This is a genomic window from Streptomyces achromogenes, from assembly GCF_030816715.1.
Taxonomy (GTDB): domain Bacteria; phylum Actinomycetota; class Actinomycetes; order Streptomycetales; family Streptomycetaceae; genus Streptomyces; species Streptomyces achromogenes_A.
Map to the genome: position 1 here is coordinate 2,006,280 of NZ_JAUSYH010000001.1, position 16,504 is coordinate 2,022,783.

General features: G+C 72.8%; 15 protein-coding genes. 7 read left to right on the forward strand and 8 right to left on the reverse strand.

The features are described from left to right. Window positions 1-59: 59 nt before the first annotated feature. Genes QF032_RS09085 through QF032_RS09095 form a run of 3 tightly spaced genes read right to left on the reverse strand, consistent with a single transcriptional unit; the run spans window position 60 to window position 3,139 of the window. Entirely contained in the window at window positions 60-653 is a 594-nt protein-coding gene (locus tag QF032_RS09085) for a TetR/AcrR family transcriptional regulator (protein ID WP_306953699.1), read from the reverse strand. A 54-nt stretch (window positions 654-707) separates the two neighbouring features. After that, window positions 708-2,381: a class I adenylate-forming enzyme family protein gene (locus tag QF032_RS09090; RefSeq protein WP_307055660.1), complete on the reverse strand. Its 1,674-nt coding sequence runs from the start codon at window positions 2,379-2,381 to the stop codon at window positions 708-710. Beyond that, window positions 2,378-3,139, reverse strand: coding sequence for an SDR family oxidoreductase (locus QF032_RS09095; protein WP_307055661.1), 762 nt, complete (start codon window positions 3,137-3,139; stop codon window positions 2,378-2,380). The genes QF032_RS09090 and QF032_RS09095 overlap by 4 nt, the downstream gene beginning before the upstream one ends. A gap of 268 nt (window positions 3,140-3,407) precedes the next feature. Between QF032_RS09095 and QF032_RS09100 the strand changes: the two genes are divergently transcribed. Then, window positions 3,408-4,793 carry a serine-threonine protein kinase gene (locus QF032_RS09100; protein ID WP_307055663.1) on the forward strand — a complete coding sequence of 462 codons (1,386 nt, stop codon included), beginning with the start codon at window positions 3,408-3,410 and terminating at the stop codon, window positions 4,791-4,793. 22 nt (window positions 4,794-4,815) lie between these two features. Here QF032_RS09100 and QF032_RS09105 read toward each other — a convergent pair whose 3' ends face one another. Further along, entirely contained in the window at window positions 4,816-7,602 is a 2,787-nt protein-coding gene (locus QF032_RS09105; RefSeq protein WP_307055665.1) for a penicillin acylase family protein, read from the reverse strand. Window positions 7,603-7,810: 208 nt separating this feature from the next. Here QF032_RS09105 and QF032_RS09110 point away from each other — a divergent pair, with 208 nt between their 5' ends. Next, window positions 7,811-8,413 carry a hypothetical protein gene (locus QF032_RS09110; protein ID WP_266723437.1) on the forward strand — a complete coding sequence of 201 codons (603 nt, stop codon included), beginning with the start codon at window positions 7,811-7,813 and terminating at the stop codon, window positions 8,411-8,413. A gap of 396 nt (window positions 8,414-8,809) precedes the next feature. Next, a complete protein-coding gene (locus QF032_RS09115) occupies window positions 8,810-9,877 on the forward strand; it encodes an RNA ligase (ATP) (RefSeq protein ID WP_306953693.1) in 1,068 nt (355 codons plus the stop codon). Window positions 9,878-10,108: 231 nt separating this feature from the next. On the opposite strand, the gene soxR is transcribed toward QF032_RS09115, so the two are convergent. After that, entirely contained in the window at window positions 10,109-10,660 is a 552-nt protein-coding gene (gene soxR, locus QF032_RS09120; RefSeq protein ID WP_373430312.1) for a redox-sensitive transcriptional activator SoxR, read from the reverse strand. A gap of 86 nt (window positions 10,661-10,746) precedes the next feature. Here soxR and QF032_RS09125 point away from each other — a divergent pair, with 86 nt between their 5' ends. Continuing rightward, on the forward strand, window positions 10,747-11,208 hold the full coding sequence (locus tag QF032_RS09125; protein WP_306953691.1) for a MaoC family dehydratase: 462 nt from the start codon (window positions 10,747-10,749) through the stop codon (window positions 11,206-11,208). Window positions 11,209-11,298: 90 nt separating this feature from the next. On the opposite strand, the gene QF032_RS09130 is transcribed toward QF032_RS09125, so the two are convergent. From QF032_RS09130 to QF032_RS09140, 3 genes are all read right to left on the reverse strand, one after another. Next, a complete protein-coding gene (locus QF032_RS09130; protein ID WP_306953689.1) occupies window positions 11,299-11,925 on the reverse strand; it encodes a TetR/AcrR family transcriptional regulator in 627 nt (208 codons plus the stop codon). Between the two features lie 71 nt (window positions 11,926-11,996). After that, window positions 11,997-12,284: a YiaA/YiaB family inner membrane protein gene (locus tag QF032_RS09135; RefSeq protein WP_306953687.1), complete on the reverse strand. Its 288-nt coding sequence runs from the start codon at window positions 12,282-12,284 to the stop codon at window positions 11,997-11,999. Window positions 12,285-12,343: 59 nt separating this feature from the next. After that, window positions 12,344-13,495: an acyl-CoA dehydrogenase family protein gene (locus tag QF032_RS09140; RefSeq protein WP_306956165.1), complete on the reverse strand. Its 1,152-nt coding sequence runs from the start codon at window positions 13,493-13,495 to the stop codon at window positions 12,344-12,346. A gap of 149 nt (window positions 13,496-13,644) precedes the next feature. Here QF032_RS09140 and QF032_RS09145 point away from each other — a divergent pair, with 149 nt between their 5' ends. The 3 genes from QF032_RS09145 to QF032_RS09155 all read left to right on the forward strand — a co-directional run bounded on the left by QF032_RS09145 (window position 13,645) and on the right by QF032_RS09155 (window position 16,372). Then, a complete protein-coding gene (locus QF032_RS09145) occupies window positions 13,645-14,289 on the forward strand; it encodes a TetR/AcrR family transcriptional regulator (RefSeq protein WP_307041407.1) in 645 nt (214 codons plus the stop codon). Between the two features lie 77 nt (window positions 14,290-14,366). Then, window positions 14,367-15,224, forward strand: coding sequence for an ArsR/SmtB family transcription factor (locus QF032_RS09150; RefSeq protein WP_307060192.1), 858 nt, complete (start codon window positions 14,367-14,369; stop codon window positions 15,222-15,224). Between the two features lie 161 nt (window positions 15,225-15,385). Further along, window positions 15,386-16,372, forward strand: a complete 987-nt coding sequence (locus QF032_RS09155) for a DMT family transporter (protein WP_307049999.1) — start codon at window positions 15,386-15,388, stop codon at window positions 16,370-16,372. Window positions 16,373-16,504 lie beyond the last annotated feature (132 nt).

Genomic DNA, 16,504 nt, shown 5'->3' on the forward strand with positions numbered 1-16,504 from the left:
TAAGGGGCGGTCGCCATGGACGACCACCCCTTACCCGTCGGCCTGCCCGTCGGCTGGTCTCAGGGCCGCAGCGCCCGCAGCAGCAGGTCGGCCAAGTGGTCGGCGACCTCCTGTGCGCCCATCGGGCCGTCCGGCCGGTACCAGGTCGACAGGTGGTGCACCGACCCGAAGTGGTAGTCCACGACCAGGTCGGCCGGGGTCGCCGTGGAGAAGACGCCGGAGGCCTGGCCCTCCTCGACGAGCGCCCGGAAGCGTTCGTGGTAGCGCCGGCGCTCGGCTCGCACCTGCTTGTTCTTCTCCGGGCTCAGGTGGTGCATCGAGCGGAAGAAGATCATCGCGTCGTCGAGGTTCTCGATGGTCGTGACGACGACGTCCGCCGCCGCGCCCCGCAGTCGCTTCTCGATCGGCTCGTCGGCGTTCGCGAAGGCGTCGAGCCGCTCCTGCTGGACGCGCAGCACGCGCGCGTACACCTCGTGCAGCAGGTCGTCCTTGGAGCCGAAGTAGTGGTAAAGGGCCCCCTTGGTGACGCCGGCCGCCTCGACGATCTCCTGCACCGAGGTGCGGTCGTAGCCCTGCTCGGCGAAGAGCCGGGTGGCGGCGGCGAGCAGTCGCTGCGGCACGGGGGTCCCGTCGCCGTCCGTGGTCCTGGGCACTGCCGCCACCTGCCTTCCTCGATGCCTTGTCGGCGTGTCTCACCGGCTGTCGTGCTACTGACCGTCGTGCGGGCGGGAACGCAGTTCCCGACGGAGGATCTTGCCACTCGCCGTCTTCGGCAGGTCGGGCAGGATCTCCACCTGACGCGGGTACTTGTAGGCCGCCAGTCTGTCCTTGCAGTAGGCCGCGAGCGTATCGGCATCCGCGTCCGCGCCCGGACGCAGGCTGATGTACGCCTTGACGGTCTCCCCGCGATAGCCGTCCGGCACCCCGACGACGGCCGCCTCGCGCACCGACGGGTGGGTGTACAGCACGTCCTCGACCTCGCGCGGCCACACCTTGAAGCCGGACGCGTTGATCATGTCCTTCTTGCGGTCGACGACGTACAGCCAGCCCTGTTCGTCCATGAAGCCGATGTCCCCGGTGCGCAGCTCGCCGCCGGGGAAGGCCTCGGCGGTGGCCTCGGGCCGCCGCCAGTACCCGGGAACGACCTGCGGACCCCGCACCACGATCTCGCCCTGTTCGCCGAAGGGCGCCTCCGCGCCCCGGTCGTCGACGATGCGCACGACCGTGTCGGGACCGGGCACGCCGACGGCGAGGGTCCCGGAGGCCGGGTCGACCGGCGCCTCGTGCTGGGGCGGTACCGAGGCGCAGGGAGCCGTGCACTCGGTGAGGCCGTAACCGTTGCGGATGTACGGCCCGAAGCCGGCCCGGAAGGTCTCCACCAGGGCCGGCGGCACCGGCGCGCCGCCGGAGGAGATGTGCGCGAACGACGCGAAGTGGTCCCGGGTGCAGGAGGGGTGGGCGGCCAGCGCCATGAACGCGGTGGACGGGCCGACCGTGTAGTGCGGCCGGTGCTCGGCGAACGCCTCCAGCACCAGGCCCGCCTCGAAGCGGTACGTCAGGACGAGCGTGCCCGCGCTGTTCAGACACGCGCCGAGCTGGCAGACCATGCCCGTGATGTGGAACAGGGGCGCGAGCGCGTAGTAGACGGGCGCCTCGGGCAGCCGCAGGCCGGTGCGCTGCCGCTCGGCGTTGTACATGATGTTGCCGTGCGTGTTGGTGGCGCCCTTGGGAGCGCCACTGGTCCCCGAGGTGTAGCTGATCAGGGCGATGTCGTCGGGGGCGGCCTCGCGGCCCGCCGGGGCCCGGTGGCCGGCGCGGGCGACGGCGGTGAGGTCGTCGGCGTCGGGGGCCTGCGGGAGCCGTTCGAAGGCGAGCACGCGCGCGTCGCCGCGCGTCTGGAAATCCAGCTCGCAGCCGATGAGCACGATCCGCACCGGCGAGTCGGCCGCCGTCTCGCGCAGGTACGCCTCCCACGCGCGGTCGGAGCAGATCAGTGCGGTGACCTCGCCGTCCCGCAGGACGTGGGCGACCTCCCCCGCCTTGTACATCGGGTTGACGGGGACGACCGTCGCACCCGCCTTCCAGGCGCCGAGCAGGGCGAGCACGAACAGCGGGGAGTTCTGCAGCAGGACGGCGACCCGGTCGCCGGGCCGCAGGCCGCGGGCGGCGAGGTGCCCGGCCACGGAGTCGCTGAGCTCGTCCACCTCGCGGTAGCCGAGCCGGCCGTCGAAGTAGGCGAGGCAGGGACGGTCCGGAACCTCGGCGGCGGACCTGCGGAAGGCGTGCACCAGGGAGTCGGCGGGCTCGATCGGGGCGCGCTGGGCGTCGTCGAGGAGGGCCAGCCAGGGCTTGGCCTCGTAGTGGGAGGCGGGCGCCGTCATCCGGCCGCCTCCCACTTCTGCTGGAGATGGTTCATGTTGGTCAGCCAGCGGTCGGGATCGCCGGCGCGCACCTGGTAGTACCCGGCGACCTCGGGGTGCGGCAGGATCAGGAAGCGGTCCTCGGCGATGCCCTTGAACAGAGCGTCCGCCACGTCCCGCGGCTCGATCGCGGTCGGCTTGAGCACCAGGTCGCCCGCGCTGCCGGTGGCGTCCAGCATGTCGGTGCGCACGCCCTGGGGACAGATCGCGTGCACCTTGATCCCCTGGTGCCGGTAGGTCAGCGACAGCCACTCGGCGAATGCGTACGCGCCGTGCTTGGTGACGCTGTAGGGGGCCGCGCCGATCATGGTGAGCAGGCCGGCGGCGGAGACGGTGGAGACGAAGCGGCCCCGGCCGCGCTCCAGCCAGCCCGGGAGCAGCGCGTGGGCGGCGCGGACGTGCGCCATCACGTTGACGTCCCAGGCCTGCGCCCAGACGGCCTCCTCGGCGGCCTCGGAGCCGCCCGAGGCGACGCCGGCGTTGGCGCAGTACACGTCGACGACGCCGTCGAGGGCCTCGCGGGCCCGGTCCACGACCGCCGAGGCGTCGCCGGGGACCGCGATGCCGCCGATCTCGTCGGCGACGGCCCGCGCCCGGTCCGCGTCGAGGTCGTTGACCACGACCCGGGCGCCCTCGGCGGCGAAGCGGCGGGCCAGGGCGGCGCCGATGCCGCCTCCCGCTCCGGTGACGACCACTCCGGCATCCTGCACGGCTTCCACTCGGTCTCCTTCGACGCGGCTACGGCACGGACTGCGGCCCTGGGGCGCACACCCGGCTCCGCGTCTCAGACTAACCAGTCGGTATGTTGCGGCGGAAGGGCCGCTCCGGATTCACGGCCCGTTCGGCGCGCACCGGGTTCCGCGAGCCCGGGAGCGCGCCTTCCGTGCGGAGGTGCACGGAAGAGGCGCGTGACGTATGGCCAATCGCCCCCGTTCGCAGGACGATGCGCGCACCTGGCGCACCGCTTCGGGAACGAGGGGGCCTGTCGTGGCGGAACCTGCGATGAGCGTGACGCCCTACTGGGAGCTGATCTTCGACGCCGACGGCGACGTCGACGGCGGACGGCGCGACCGGCTGGCGGCCGAGGTGGGGCGGCGCGGCGTCCGCGATCTGATCGTCTTCGCGCACGGCTGGAACACCGACCGCTCCGGGGCGAGCGCGCTCTACAGCCGCTTCTTCGCCCCGATGCCCGCGCTCGCCCCGGCCGCGAGGATCGGTTACGTGGGCGTGGTGTGGCCGTCGATGCGGTTCTCCGACGAGCCGATCCCGGACTTCCCGCGGTCCGCTGCCGCTGCCACGGGCGTGGGCGCGGTCCGGCGTCGGACGCTGGACGGGGAGACCCGGCGCGCACTGCTGGCCGCCTTCCCGGGCCGGGCCGCGGTGGTGGACCGCATCGGGCGGCTGCTGGAGGAACGGCCGCCCGGGGAGGCCCCGCTGGAGGAGTTCGGGCGGCTGGTGCGGTCGCTGGTGGACGTGGCGCCGCCCGGGCCGCAGGCGCTGTTCGCGGCGGACATCCTGGCGGAGGGCGTCCCGCAGGACGGGCCGCAGATGTTCGCCGCGCCCACGGCGGAGGTCTGCGAGGAGTTCGCCCGGGCCCTGGCCGTCCTCGAAGCCGGAAGGCCGGTCTCCGACGGCCCGGCAGCCGAACCCGAAGCCGGTCCGGGAACCGGCCCCGGAGTCGTCGGGTTCTCGCTGCCCGACCCCTGGGACGGGGCGCACGAGCTGCTGCGCCAGGCGACGTACTACGCGATGAAGCGGCGGGCGGGGACGGTCGGCGAGCGCGGGCTCGGTCCGTTCGTGGGCCGGCTGGCGGCCGTCGCGCCCGCGGTACGGGTGCACCTGGTGGGGCACAGCTTCGGCGGACGGCTGGTGTCGTTCGCGCTGCGCGGACTGCCCGACGGCGTGCGCACGGTGAAGTCCGTGACGCTGCTCCAAGGGGCCTTCTCGCACTACGCGTTCGCGGCGCGGCTGCCGCACGACACGCGCGCGGGCGGTGTGCTGGAGGGACAGCAGCACCGGATCGACGGACCGCTGGTGTGCTGCCACTCCTCCTTCGACGCGGCGCTCGGCACGATGTATCCGCTGGCCTCCCGGATGGCGGGCGACGCCCGCGGGGCCGTCGAGGAGTTCGGCGTCGGCAGCGTGCTGGGCGCCAAGTGGGGGGCCATGGGGCACGACGGGGTGCAGGCGGTCCCCGGTACGCGCGCGTGCACGCTCGCCGAGGCGCTGGCCGGCCCGCTCCCGGCGTCGGGGTGCGTGAACGTCGACGCTGCCGCGGTCGTCCGGCGCGGCGGGGCGCCGGCCGGGGCGCACAGCGACATCGTGCACCCCGAGCTGGCGCGACTGGTGTTGGCGGCGGGCCGCGTGCGCTGACCCGCCGCCGTTCCTCAGGGCCTCACCGGTGCGAGGTGAACTCCACCACCTGCTGGAAGGTGGGCCGGTTCTGCCAGCTGATGTTGCCGTGCTTGATGCCGCCCAGGGTGCGCTGAACGATCGAGTCGGCGCACCACTGGTTGCCGGCCGTGCAGAGCTTGTCGGCCGGGTAGACCTGGGCCGCGGTCTTGCCGGCCGCCGCCTTCAGGGTGCTGATCAGGACGTCCCGGCAGCCGCTCAGGGTGCCGCCGCCGCAGTACTTCTGCGTCAGCCCGCCCTGCACGGTCTCGCCGAGCACGGCGCGGACGTCCTTGTCGACGTAGCTCCACCAGCCGTACTGGAAGGAGCTGCCGGCGTGCGACCCGGTCGGCCCGTGGGCCGCCGACGGTGCCTCGTCGATGGGCAGGTTGGCGCCAAAGGCGTTGTAGAGGCCGGTGCCCAGACCGGGTTCGAACTCGGCCTTGACCAGCAGCGGCCACCACGCGTCCAGGATGCGGATCGCGTCGGCGTCGGCGTACGTCTTGGAGCCCGCCGTGGTCTCCGTGCGCCTGCCGCCGGCCGTCAGCCAGCTCTGCAGCTTGGTCACGGCCGCGGCCGCGGTGGAGTCGGTGACCGTCGAGCTGTTGATCACCTTCAGCAGGTCCGGCAGGACGTCCTCGGCGCGCAGGTCCGTGAGCGCCGCCTCCGCCATCGCCTTCACCAGGGACGCGCGCGTGACGCCGCCTGCCGCGACCAGCTTCTTCACCCGGTCCTCGAGCAGGTTGCCGCGGTGCACGGACCCGTCGCCCCAGGAGGCCGTGGTGTAGTCCTTGGCCTGCTTGTTGTTCCAGGAGATGTAATAGTCCTGGTCGATGGAGTTGGGGTGGGCCGAAGCCGGGGTGTACTCGGCCGTGTTGGTGGCCGGGACCCAGTTCTTCCACTCGTACGCCGCCTGCGCCCACACCGGGAACTCGGCGTCGACACCGCTCGGGCGGACGGGGTTGTCGCCGCTGTTGTAGTACGCGGTGTGCGTGGCGTCGGCGTAGAACCAGTTGAACGTGTAGTTGATGTGCTGCACCGCGGTCTGGAAGGTCTGCGGGCTCTTGACGTAGTCCGGGTCGTTCAGCATCTGGAAGCCGATGATCGAGTCGGCCTCGTGCATGTAGGACGACCGCAGGGTGGTGTAGGCGACCTTCTTGCCGCCCACGGTCGCCCGGTACTCCACGGGCCCGTACTTCGTGCGGTAGACGCGCATGGTGTACGAACCGGCGGCCGTCCCGTCGGCGGTGGTCGGCTTCCAGGCGTTCTTCTGCTCGACGACGTCCATCGCCGTGCACACGCCGTGGTACAGGTAGTGGTAGTCGTCCTGGCACAGCTCGACCGCGTAGGAGTCGATGATGTCCTGGCCGGAGGTGGTGGCGCTCCACGCGTAGTCCTGGCCGCGGCCGAGTTCGACGTACATGCTCAGGCCCGCGAAGGAGGCGCCGCGGGCGCTGATGCCCGGGCCCTGGATCTCCTGGAGCATGAGCAGCTGCGGGGCGAAGTAGCCGGTCTGCGGCCCGAAGACGGCGATCGGGTGGCCGCTCGCGGTGGACTTGCCGCTCACCACGAGGGCGTTGGACATTCCGCGCCTGGCCGAGCTGAGGGCGCTCCCGGTCGCCGTGGCGGTGGCGGCGGTCGCACTCGCGTCGGCGCCGGTGCCCGTCGCGTCGTAGACCAGCGGCTGCGAGGCCACCGAACCGGCGTCGGGCAGCGCCTCGCCCTGCGGGGTCGCGGGCTTGCCGCCGTAGGGGAAGCTCTCGCCGTTGTGGACGGTGAGGACGGCCTCGGGATCGTTGCGTTCGCGGAACGCCTCCCAGACCTGGGTGCCCTGCGCCACGCCGTACTTCTCCTGTGCGGCGAGCAGCGAGACGGCGTTGTTGACCTCGCCGCCGCCGCCCGAGCCGAACAGCGCACCGATGACCGAGGCCAGCGCCACCAGGTCGGTGATCTTGAAGTGGTCGATGGTGCCGGCGTTGGTGATTGAGTCCTTGTGTCCGGTCAGGACGTATTCACCGGGGAAGTAGCGGCCGCTGTCGGAGGCGTCGATATAGGCGTTGACACCCGCGAGGTAGGCGTTCGCGTCGGCGAGGGCCTGCTGGCCGCGGGCGCCGTTGGTGGCGACGGCGTTGTCGATCTGGGCCTGGAGGTCTGCCTCGGTGTACGGAGCGTTGCGCCAGAACTGCTGCTCGAGACCCTGGTTGGAGGGGTCGCCGCCCGCGAACGCGGTCAGCTGGCCGCGCCCGACGTGACGGAACACGTCCATGAGCCACAGCCGGTCCTGGGCGGCCGCGTAGCCGGCGCCGAACTCGGTTCCGTACCGGGTCGTGCCGGTGATGTGCGGCACACCCGTCTTCTTGTCGCGGACGATCGTCACGTCCGTGCGGTTCGCGGGCTTGACGGTCGAGGCGACCTGGTCGGCGGCGACGCCGAACGACGCGTCGTTGAAGAAGGTGTTGATCGTGGCGTTGGTGAGGGTGGGGTAGCCCTTGGCGAGGTTGGCGTAGGGGCCGAGCTGGTCGTCCGCGTGTTCGGGCTGGGTGCCGAACGCCTGGTTGAGGAGGACCTGCGCCAGGGTGGCGTTGCCGTTCTCACCGGGCGGCAGGATGTCGGAACACTGTCCGCCGCAGTAGTCGTTCGCGGCCGTGACCTCGGCCGCTGCCGCCACTTGGGAAAGAGGTGACAAAAGTCCGGCGATCAGAGCGCATATGGAAGCGGTCTTCAGGAACCCGGGGAATCTGCCGGGAGTTCTCAGTCTGTCGAGAGAGTTGCGGGGGGTTCGCCGAGGCATCGGCTGCTCCTAGCGACGGGGGTGGCCGAAAGGTTACCGCCGGTATCCCCGGGATTGAAGATGAACATGCGTCAAGTTTTCGGGTTGTGGAGGTCGTCGGAGATCGGATGGAGCCGAATCGCTTGTCGATACGTCTATTCGACGACGTCCGTGCGACGACGCCGAAGTGACCGAAGCTCAGGTGCAGATGTGACGGAGGTGCAAGGCGATGGCCGGTTTCCGGAGTCTGGCGAGACAGGTGCGAGACCCGCGGTGCGATCTGGCACTGCGGCGGTATTCGCTGCGTAAGTGCCTCGAACGGTTCGCCCCCTACGGGCACCGGGCGACCTGGGACCATCTGTGCTCCCGGGCCGGGTTCGGTCCGGAGGACCGCTCCCCCGACCCGGCGCGGCTCGTGGCCGCACTGGACGAGCTGGAGGCGGCGCGGGCGGTGTGGCTGACCTATGAGGGGGAGTTCGCCGAACGCCGCAAGAAGGAGAAGCACGACGGACTGCGCCGGCCCGGGAGTGTGGACGACTGGCACCGCCTGACCTGGGGCGGGTTCGGCGTCGCCTGGTGCGACGACCCGCGGCTCCACCCCCGTGAGCCGCTGGCCGACGTGCTGCGCAAACTGATCGCCGCGCTGGAGCGCGCGCCGGGCTCCGGTTGCCCGGTGTGCGGCGGCGAACGGCTGCCCTGGAAGTACGAACTGGACCACGAACCGTCGGCGGGGCCGGTCTGCGCGGACTGCGGGATCCTCGTCCCGCGCCCCGTGCTCACCCCCGAGGCGCTGGCGCACGCCCGGCGAGGACGGCTGCTGGTGTCGGCCTGACGCCGGCCTGCCCGGTTGACGTCGGCCTGACGTGGGGATGACACCGGCCTGTCGCCGGTCTGACGTCGGCCTGAGCTCCGCCCGAGGCCGGCGGCCGGTCCCGGGCCGGCCTGCGAGGACGGCGGGGGTGCGCCGGCGATGACGCACCCCTGTTTCACACCGGCCCGGCCCGGGCGACGCCCGGCCGGTCGCGGACGCGCCGTTCCCACAGGCCGTGCATCCCGCGCACCGGCGCCCGAGCGGGCGGGCACCCAACGGGCGGGCACGTCCCGAACGGGCGGAAGGGGCCGGAAGGTACCAGCCGCAAATACGGTCGCTCCACCGTTTTCCGGCGGGGAGAGTTGGGCCGATGAAACCCAACTGAGCGACTCGCCCGAGGACTTGAAGGAGCCCCGCATGTCGACGCTGCGCGTCACCGCCGAAGTGCTGACCGTCCACGAACACCCCGACGCCGACGCCCTCGAACTGGCCCAGGTCGGCCTGTACCGGGCCGTCGTCGCCAAGGGGGCGTACCGCACCGGGGAGGCCGCGCTCTACATCCCCGAGCAGTCCGTCCTCCCTCTCGAACTGGTCGAGGAGCTGGGGCTGACCGGGCGGCTCGCGGGCAGCAGGTCGGACCGGGTCAAGGCGGTTCGGCTGCGGGGCGAGCTGTCACAGGGCATCGTGTGCCGGCCGAAGGCGCTGGCCGACGTCGATCTGGCGCGGGCCGCGGCGGACGGCGTCGACTTCGCGGAGCGGCTGGGCATCGTCAAGTGGGTGCCGCCGATCCCGCCGACCATGAACGGGGACGTCGAAGCCGCCCCGGAGCTGCTGCCGTGGGTCGACATCGAGAACATCCAGCGCTATCCCGGCATCTTCGAACCGGGCGAGCAGGTGGTGCTGACCGAGAAGCTGCACGGATCGGCGTGCCTGCTCACCTACGTCGCCGACGAGGAGCGCGTGTTCGTCTCCTCGAAGGGCTTCGGCGCGAAGTCCCTCGCACTCGCGGAGGACCCGCGCAACCTGTACTGGCGTGCCGTACGCGGGCATGGCGTCCCGGAGGCGGCCGCCCGGCTCGCCGAGCGGTTGGGCGCGCGCCGGGTCGGCATCTTCGGCGAGGTGTACGGGGCGGGCGTGCAGGACCTGACGTACGGCGCGGACGGCCGGCGCGAGACCCTCGGATACGCCGTGTTCGACGTCAGCGCGGAGATCGACGGCACGATCCGCTGGCTGGACGCGGAACAGCTGCTGAGCGGCGAACTGCCACTGGTGCCACGCCTGTTCGAGGGGCCGTACGACAGCGCGCGGGTGCTGGAGATCGCCTCCGGCCGCGAGACGGTCTCCGGACGCGGGCTGCATCTGCGCGAGGGCGTGGTGATCCGCCCGGCCGTCGAGCGGTACAGCCCGGTGACCGGAGGCAGGGCCATCGCCAAGGCGGTGAGCGGCGCCTACCTGACCCGCAAGGGCGGAACCGAGTACGAGTAGCCGGGGGCGACCGGCGCCGGACCGGGGGCGCGTGACCTGGGCGGCACGAGGCCGGCGGCGGCGCAAGGCCGGGAGCCGCGCAAGGCCGGGAGCCGCGCAAGGCCGGGAGCCGCGCAAGGCCGGGAGCCGCGCAAGGCCGGGAGCCGCGCAAGGCCGGGGGCGGCGGCCTTGCGGTCCGGCCGGCCTCGCGTGCCGCGCCGGCTCCCGGGGCGGGGGCGGGTGGCCGTCGTGTCAGCCCTGCCCCGCGCCCCCGCCCCGGCCGGCGCCCCCGCCGTCGTCCTCTCGTCGTTCGGCCAGCAGGCGTGAGCCGGCCAGCCGGTCGCCCAGGACGTCGTCCGGGTTGGACAGGACGCAGGTGGCGAGGGACAGGCAGCCGCAGCCGATGCAGTCGGTGAGGTGGTCGCGGAGCCGGTTGAGCTGCCTGATCCGCTCGTCCAGCTCCGCGCGCCACGCTTGCGACAGTCCGGCCCAGTCCTCACGGGTCGGGGTGCGCTCCTCCGGGAGTCCGGCAAGGGCCTCACGGATCGTGGCCAGCGGGATGCCCACTCGCTGCGCGGCGCGGACGAAGGCGACGCGGCGCAGCGTGTCGCGGTGGTAGCGGCGCTGGTTGCCCGAGGTGCGGCGACTGCTGATCAGGCCCTTGGACTCGTAGAAGTGCAGGGCGGACACGGCGGCGCCGCTGCGAGCGGCGAGTTGGCCCACCGTGAGCTCGTGGATCTTCTCGGGAATCTGGGGCACCCCTCGAAGCCTACCCACCCGCGCCGGCCCCGGGTCCGTTGACATCGGCCCGCCGCCCGACCATGCTAAGCAGTTGCTTAGACCCATGGCACGGTGGCATGGGCATCCAGTGACGCGAGAGGGCCGCAGACATGGCAGAGCCGAGGATCTTCACGTCCGCCGACGAGCTGAGGGCGGCGGTGGGCGAGCAGCTGGGGTACACCGACTGGCTGGAGGTGGACCAGAAGCGCATCGACCTCTTCGCGGAGGCCACCGGCGACCACCAGTGGATCCACGTGGACCCGGAGAAGGCGGCCGCCGGACCGTTCGGCACGACCATCGCGCACGGCTACCTCACCCTGTCCCTGCTGCCGCTCTTCGGTCCGCAGCTGATCACGGTCGAGAACGTGAAGATGGGCGTCAACTACGGGACGAACAAGGTGCGTTTCCCCGCCCCGGTGCCCGTCGGCTCGCGCGTGCGCGCCACCGCGACCATCACCGGCGTCGAGGACGTCACCGGCGGAGTGCAGGTCAGCGTCGCGTTCACGGTGGAGCGCGAGGGCGGGGACAAGCCGGTGTGCGTGGCGGAGTCGGTGTCCCGCTACTACCTCTGAGACCCGCTGTCCCGCCTCCGGGGCCTGCCGTTGCCGTCCCCGCCTCTCGGGCCCACCTGTGAGGCCCGGCTTCCGCGGACGCCGGCGCGGCTACTTCGCCGCGCCCACCATCCGCAGCACGAGGTCGGCGTACAGCTCGCCGACCTCGTCGGGGGTGCGCGGCCCGCCCACGTTGAACCAGCGGGCCACGTCGATGCACAGGGACAGCACGGCGAGGGTGGTGCCGTGCACGTCCGGCACGGCGAACTCGCCGCTCGCCACGCCGTCCTCGATGATCCCGCGGACCTCGGCGTCGACCTTGCGGCGCAGGCCGAGGATCTCCGCGCGGGCGTCCGGGCCGAGGGCGTCCAGCTCGTACTGCACGACCCGGGCCGTGGTGCGCCGCCCCGCGTGCCAGCGGACGAAGGAGCTGACGGCGTCGGCGAGACGCTCGGTGGCGCTGCCCTCGCCGGCGGCCGCCGTGCGCAGGATGTCCAGCGCACGGTCGTGACCGATCCGGCTGATGCGGTGCAGCAGCTCTTCCTTGGTCTTGTAGTGGATGTAGAGGGCGGCCGGGCTCATGCCCGCGCGGCCCGCGATGTCCCGGGTGGTCGTCGCGTGGTAGCCGCGCTCCGCGAAGGCCTCCACGGCGGCGACGAGGAGTCGCCTGGCCGCGTCAGGGGTGACCTCGTCCCACGGCTCGATCTCGCCGCCGGCCGTCTCCTCCGCCGTAGTCATCGCTCGTCGCCTCTCTCGGTACAGGGGCTCCACCATACCGCCGAAGGTGAGCGCTCGCTTAGATTGCCCGCTCAGAGCTTCTCGAAGGGGTCGTGGTCGGCGAGCAGCTTCTCCAGGCGGGCCTGGTCCACCCGGCTCACGATCTGCCCGGCCTCCTGCCGGTCGCGGATCACCTTCGCCAGCGTGAAGGCGGAGGTCACCAGGTACAGGACGGCGATCGCCAGGAAGCCGCGCACCCAGCCGTCGGTGTGGAGGTTGTAGATGCCGATTCCGGTGGCCGCGATGGCGATACCGAAGGAGGCGACGGCCTGTCCGTAGAACGCCGCGGTGCTCTGCTGCTTGACCGGTGTGTCACTCATGGGGACAAGCTTCGGCGGAGGGGGCGCGCGCCACATCCGTCCGCGTACTCAGTACGTACTCAGAACGCCGAGACCCCTGTCAGGGCCCGTCCGATGAGCAGTTTCTGTATCTGGCTCGTGCCCTCGTAGAGGGTCATCACGCGGGCGTCGCGCAGCAGTTTGCCGGCCGGGTACTCGTCGATGTACCCGTAGCCGCCGAAGACCTGCAGGGCGTTGTTGGCGGCGCGCACGGCGGCCTCCGAGGCGAAGAGCTTGGCCTTGGAGGACTCGGTGGCGAAGGGCAGGCCCCGGTCGATCAGGTCGGCGACCCGCCAGGTCAGCAGCCGGGCCGCGTCCACGTCGACCGCGATGTCGCTGATCAGTTCCTGGACGAGCTGGTGGTGGGCGATGCTCCTGCCGAACTGTTCGCGCTCGCCGGCGTACCGCACCGCCGCGTCCAGGGCGGCCTGCGCGATGCCGACACAGCCCGCCGCCACCGACATCCGGCCCTTGGCCAGCGCCGACATCGCGACGGAGAACCCCTTGCCCTCGGGCGCCAGCATCGCGGAGGCGGGCACCCGGACGTCGTCGAGGACCAGCTCGGCGGTGGCCTGCCCGCGCAGGCCGAGCTTGCCGTGGATGGTGCGGCGGCCCAGACCGGGAGTGTCCGTGGGGACGAGGAACGCGGAGACGCCCTTGTGTCCCGGCGCGTCGGTCGAGCGGGCGAAGAGCAGGACGACGTCGGCCCAGGTGCCGTTGGTGATGAACGTCTTGGCGCCGTTGATCACGTACGAGTCGCCGTCGCGGACCGCGCGGGTGGTGAGGTTGCCGGCGTCCGAGCCGGTGCCGGGTTCGGTGAGGCCGAAGCAGCCCACGTACGCGCCGGACGTCAGTCCGGGCAGCCAGCGGCGCTTCTGCTCCTCGCTCCCCCAGGCCGCGACCGACTTGGCGACCAGGCCGAGGGAGACGGACACGATGCCGCGCACGGACGAGTCCCCGCGGCCCAGTTCCTCCGTGACCAGGCAGTAGGCGAGGTGGTCGCCGCCGGAGCCGCCGTACTCCTCGTCGACGGTCAGCCCGAGGAAGCCGACCTCGCCGAGCTTCTTCACCACGGACCGGTCGACCTCCTCGGCCCGGTCCCAGGCGACGACGTGCGGGGCGATCTCGCGGTCCACGAACTCCTTGGCGAGCTGCCGGACGGCCGTCTGCTCCTCGCTGAGCCCCAGGTTCACCACGAGATCACCTCACTGAAGAGAAGCCGGACCCGGACGGTCGACCCGGATGCCGGACCGGACGGCGCCCCGGAAGGTCGGCCCGGGAAACCGACCAGGGAAGTCGGACTTTAAATTAGCACTGCTAGTTTCCAGCGTGCAGCCCTACTATGTGCGCCATGGCCCGACCGCGCAAGCCCCTCCTCAGCACCGACCGGATCGTCGAGACCGCACGGGCGCTCGTGGACACGGAGGGCCTCGCGGCCGTCTCCACGCGTCGGCTCGCCGCCGAACTGGGGGTGAGCGGGCCCTCGCTGTACAACCACTTCCGCACCAAGGACGAGATCCTCGAAGCCGTCGCCGACTCGGTGAGCGCCCAGGTCGACCTGTCGATGTTCGAGGACGCCGGCCGGGAGTGGCGCACGGCGCTGCACGACTGGGCCGTCTCCTACCGGGCCGCCCTGCGCGACCACCCGAACATCGTCCCGGTGCTCGCCCGGGGACCCGGCCGCCGCCCTGCCGGGCTGCGGCTCGCCGACGCGGTGTACGGCGCGATGGTCCGGGCCGGGTGGCCGGCCGCCCAGGCCACCAGCATCGGCGCGCTGATGCGCTACTTCATCATGGGCTCCGCGCTCGGCTCGTTCGCCGGCGGCTTCGTCGACGACGTGAGCGCCTACGACCCGGCCGACTACCCGCACCTGGGGCAGGCCCACCTGCTCGCCGAGCAGCAGGAGAAGATCGACGAGCGGGCGTTCGAGACCGGGCTCACGGCACTGCTCGACGGCCTCGCGCGGCAGTTCGAGCAGCTGCCCTGATCCGTCGGGGCAGCCGCCCCGACACGGTTCGGCGACGGCCGAAGTGTGCGTCGCGCATGCTGGACGGCATGAGCGTCATGGACACCGGCAGCCGCACGAACACCGGGAGCCGCAGGGATCCCCGGGTGGCGGGGCTGGCCGCACTCGCGGGTCTCGTCGCCGACGAGACACGGGCCGCGTGCCTGCTGGCCCTGCTCGACGGGCGGGCGTGGACCGCCGGCGAACTCGCCCGGCACGCGGGCGTGGCCGCGTCCACCCTGAGCGAGCACCTGGGCAGGCTGGTCGCGGGGGGCCTGCTGGCCGAGGAGAGGCAGGGGCGGCACCGGTACGTGCGGCTCGCCGGCACCCGGGTCGCCCAGCTCCTGGAGGACCTGGCCGCCCAGGTGACCCCGGATCCGGCCCACCGGCCGCGCGGCCTGCGCGCCACGACGGCCGGTTCGGCGATGGCCCGGGGCCGCACCTGCTACGACCATCTAGCCGGCCGGCTCGGCATCGCCCTGACGGACGCCCTCACCGCCCGCCGCCTGATCGCCCCGGCGCCCGCGCCTCCCTCGGCCGCCGCGCACCCCCGGTCGTCAGCCGAGACCGACGCCGCCCCCGCTTCCGCGCCCACCGACAGCCCCGTACCCGCACCCGCACCCGCACCCGACGAGCGGGGCACCGGGTTCGCGCTGACCGAGGCCGGGATGCGGTGGTTCGAGGACTGCGGCATCGTCCTCGACCCCGCCGGCCGAAGGCCCCTGGCCCGTGCCTGCCTCGACTGGACCGAGCGGCGGCCGCATCTGGCGGGCGCGGCCGGCGCCGCCCTGTGCCGGCACGCCCTCGACGCGGGCTGGTGTGTGCGCATCGGATCCGAGCGGGCCGTGAAGGTGACGGCGCGGGGCGAACGCGCGCTGGCCGAGCTGCTGGGCGTCGAGCCCGCCGCCCTGTGCTGAGCCGAGGCCGGCGCCCGCCGACGCCCCGCCCGTGTCCCCGCCCGGCCTGGACCAGCGGCCGCGCCCGCCCCCGCGTCGACCCGCGTGACCGTCCACGCGATGCTCCCCGTCCGAAATCCGCGAGCCCGCGTTCTGCCCGTCCCCCTAGCCTGAGGACCATGATGACCAGCCCCCGGCCTGCCGAACGCCGTACCGAGATGCTCGCCGCCGGTGCGGCCGCCGTGACCGTCGTGCTGTGGGCCTCCGCCTTCGTGTCGATCCGCAGCGCGGGCGACGCCTACTCGCCGGGAGCGCTGGCGCTCGGCCGGCTGCTCTCCGGCGCGGCGGTGCTGGGGGTCATCTGCGCCGTACGGCGTGCGGGCCGGCCGCCGAGGTCCGCCTGGCGCGGGATCGCCGTGTCGGGGTTGCTGTGGTTCGGCTTCTACATGGTCGTCCTCAACTGGGGCGAGCAGCAGGTGGACGCGGGGACGGCGGCACTGGTGGTGAACATCGGGCCGATCCTCATCGCGCTGCTCGGCGCGCGTCTGCTCGGGGACGCGATGCCGCCGCGGCTGCTGGCCGGGATGGCGGTCTCGTTCGCCGGCGCGGTGGCGGTGGGGCTGTCGATGTCGGGTGCGGGCGGGTCGTCGGTGCTCGGCGTGGTGCTGTGCCTGCTCGCCGCCTTCGGTTACGCGGGCGGCGTCGTCGCGCAGAAGCCGGCCCTGGGAAGCGCGAGCGCCCTGCAGGTGACGACGTTCGGGTGCGTCGTCGGGGCGGTGGTGTGCCTGCCGTTCGCGGGGCAACTGGTCCACGAGGCGGCCGACGCTCCGGTCTCCGCCACGCTCAACATGGTCTACCTGGGCGTCTTCCCGACCGCGCTGGCCTTCACCACATGGGCCTACGCCCTGGCCCGGACGACCGCGAGCCGCATGGGGGCGACCACGTACGCGGTGCCCGCACTGGTCGTCCTGATGTCCTGGCTGGCGCTCGGCGAGGTGCCGGGGGCGCTCACCCTGGCCGGCGGTGTGCTGTGCCTGGCGGGCGTGGCCGTGTCGCGGTCGAAGCCCCGCACGCAGCGGACGCGGGCGGCGGGGTCCGCACAGGCGGCGGGGGAAGCGGGGGTTCCCGAGCCGGGGTCCGACCGGGAGGTCGGTCCCCGGTCGGGCTGACACCACCCGGCTGCACCCGGCCGCCCCGGGCCGGGAGGCGTGGGTGCGCGGCCGCGCCCGCCGGCAGGGTCGCGGAGGCCGGCGGGTCCGGCGTTCGGCACCGGCGCCGCGCACAGCGGCCGGTGTGCGGTG

What these genes read in the sequence shown, in the direction of transcription:
- QF032_RS09090 (WP_307055660.1), bottom strand. Translation starts at nt 2,381, where the DNA reads ATGACGGCGCCCGCCTCCCACTACGAGGCCAAGCCCTGGCTGGCCCTC.
- QF032_RS09105 (WP_307055665.1), bottom strand. Translation starts at nt 7,602, where the DNA reads ATGCCTCGGCGAACCCCCCGCAACTCTCTCGACAGACTGAGAACTCCC.
- QF032_RS09110 (WP_266723437.1), top strand. Translation starts at nt 7,811, where the DNA reads ATGGCCGGTTTCCGGAGTCTGGCGAGACAGGTGCGAGACCCGCGGTGC.
- QF032_RS09115 (WP_306953693.1), top strand. Translation starts at nt 8,810, where the DNA reads ATGTCGACGCTGCGCGTCACCGCCGAAGTGCTGACCGTCCACGAACAC.
- soxR (WP_373430312.1), bottom strand. Translation starts at nt 10,660, where the DNA reads ATGTCAACGGACCCGGGGCCGGCGCGGGTGGGTAGGCTTCGAGGGGTG.
- QF032_RS09125 (WP_306953691.1), top strand. Translation starts at nt 10,747, where the DNA reads ATGGCAGAGCCGAGGATCTTCACGTCCGCCGACGAGCTGAGGGCGGCG.
- QF032_RS09130 (WP_306953689.1), bottom strand. Translation starts at nt 11,925, where the DNA reads ATGACTACGGCGGAGGAGACGGCCGGCGGCGAGATCGAGCCGTGGGAC.
- QF032_RS09135 (WP_306953687.1), bottom strand. Translation starts at nt 12,284, where the DNA reads ATGAGTGACACACCGGTCAAGCAGCAGAGCACCGCGGCGTTCTACGGA.
- QF032_RS09145 (WP_307041407.1), top strand. Translation starts at nt 13,645, where the DNA reads ATGTGCGCCATGGCCCGACCGCGCAAGCCCCTCCTCAGCACCGACCGG.
- QF032_RS09150 (WP_307060192.1), top strand. Translation starts at nt 14,367, where the DNA reads ATGGACACCGGCAGCCGCACGAACACCGGGAGCCGCAGGGATCCCCGG.
- QF032_RS09155 (WP_307049999.1), top strand. Translation starts at nt 15,386, where the DNA reads ATGACCAGCCCCCGGCCTGCCGAACGCCGTACCGAGATGCTCGCCGCC.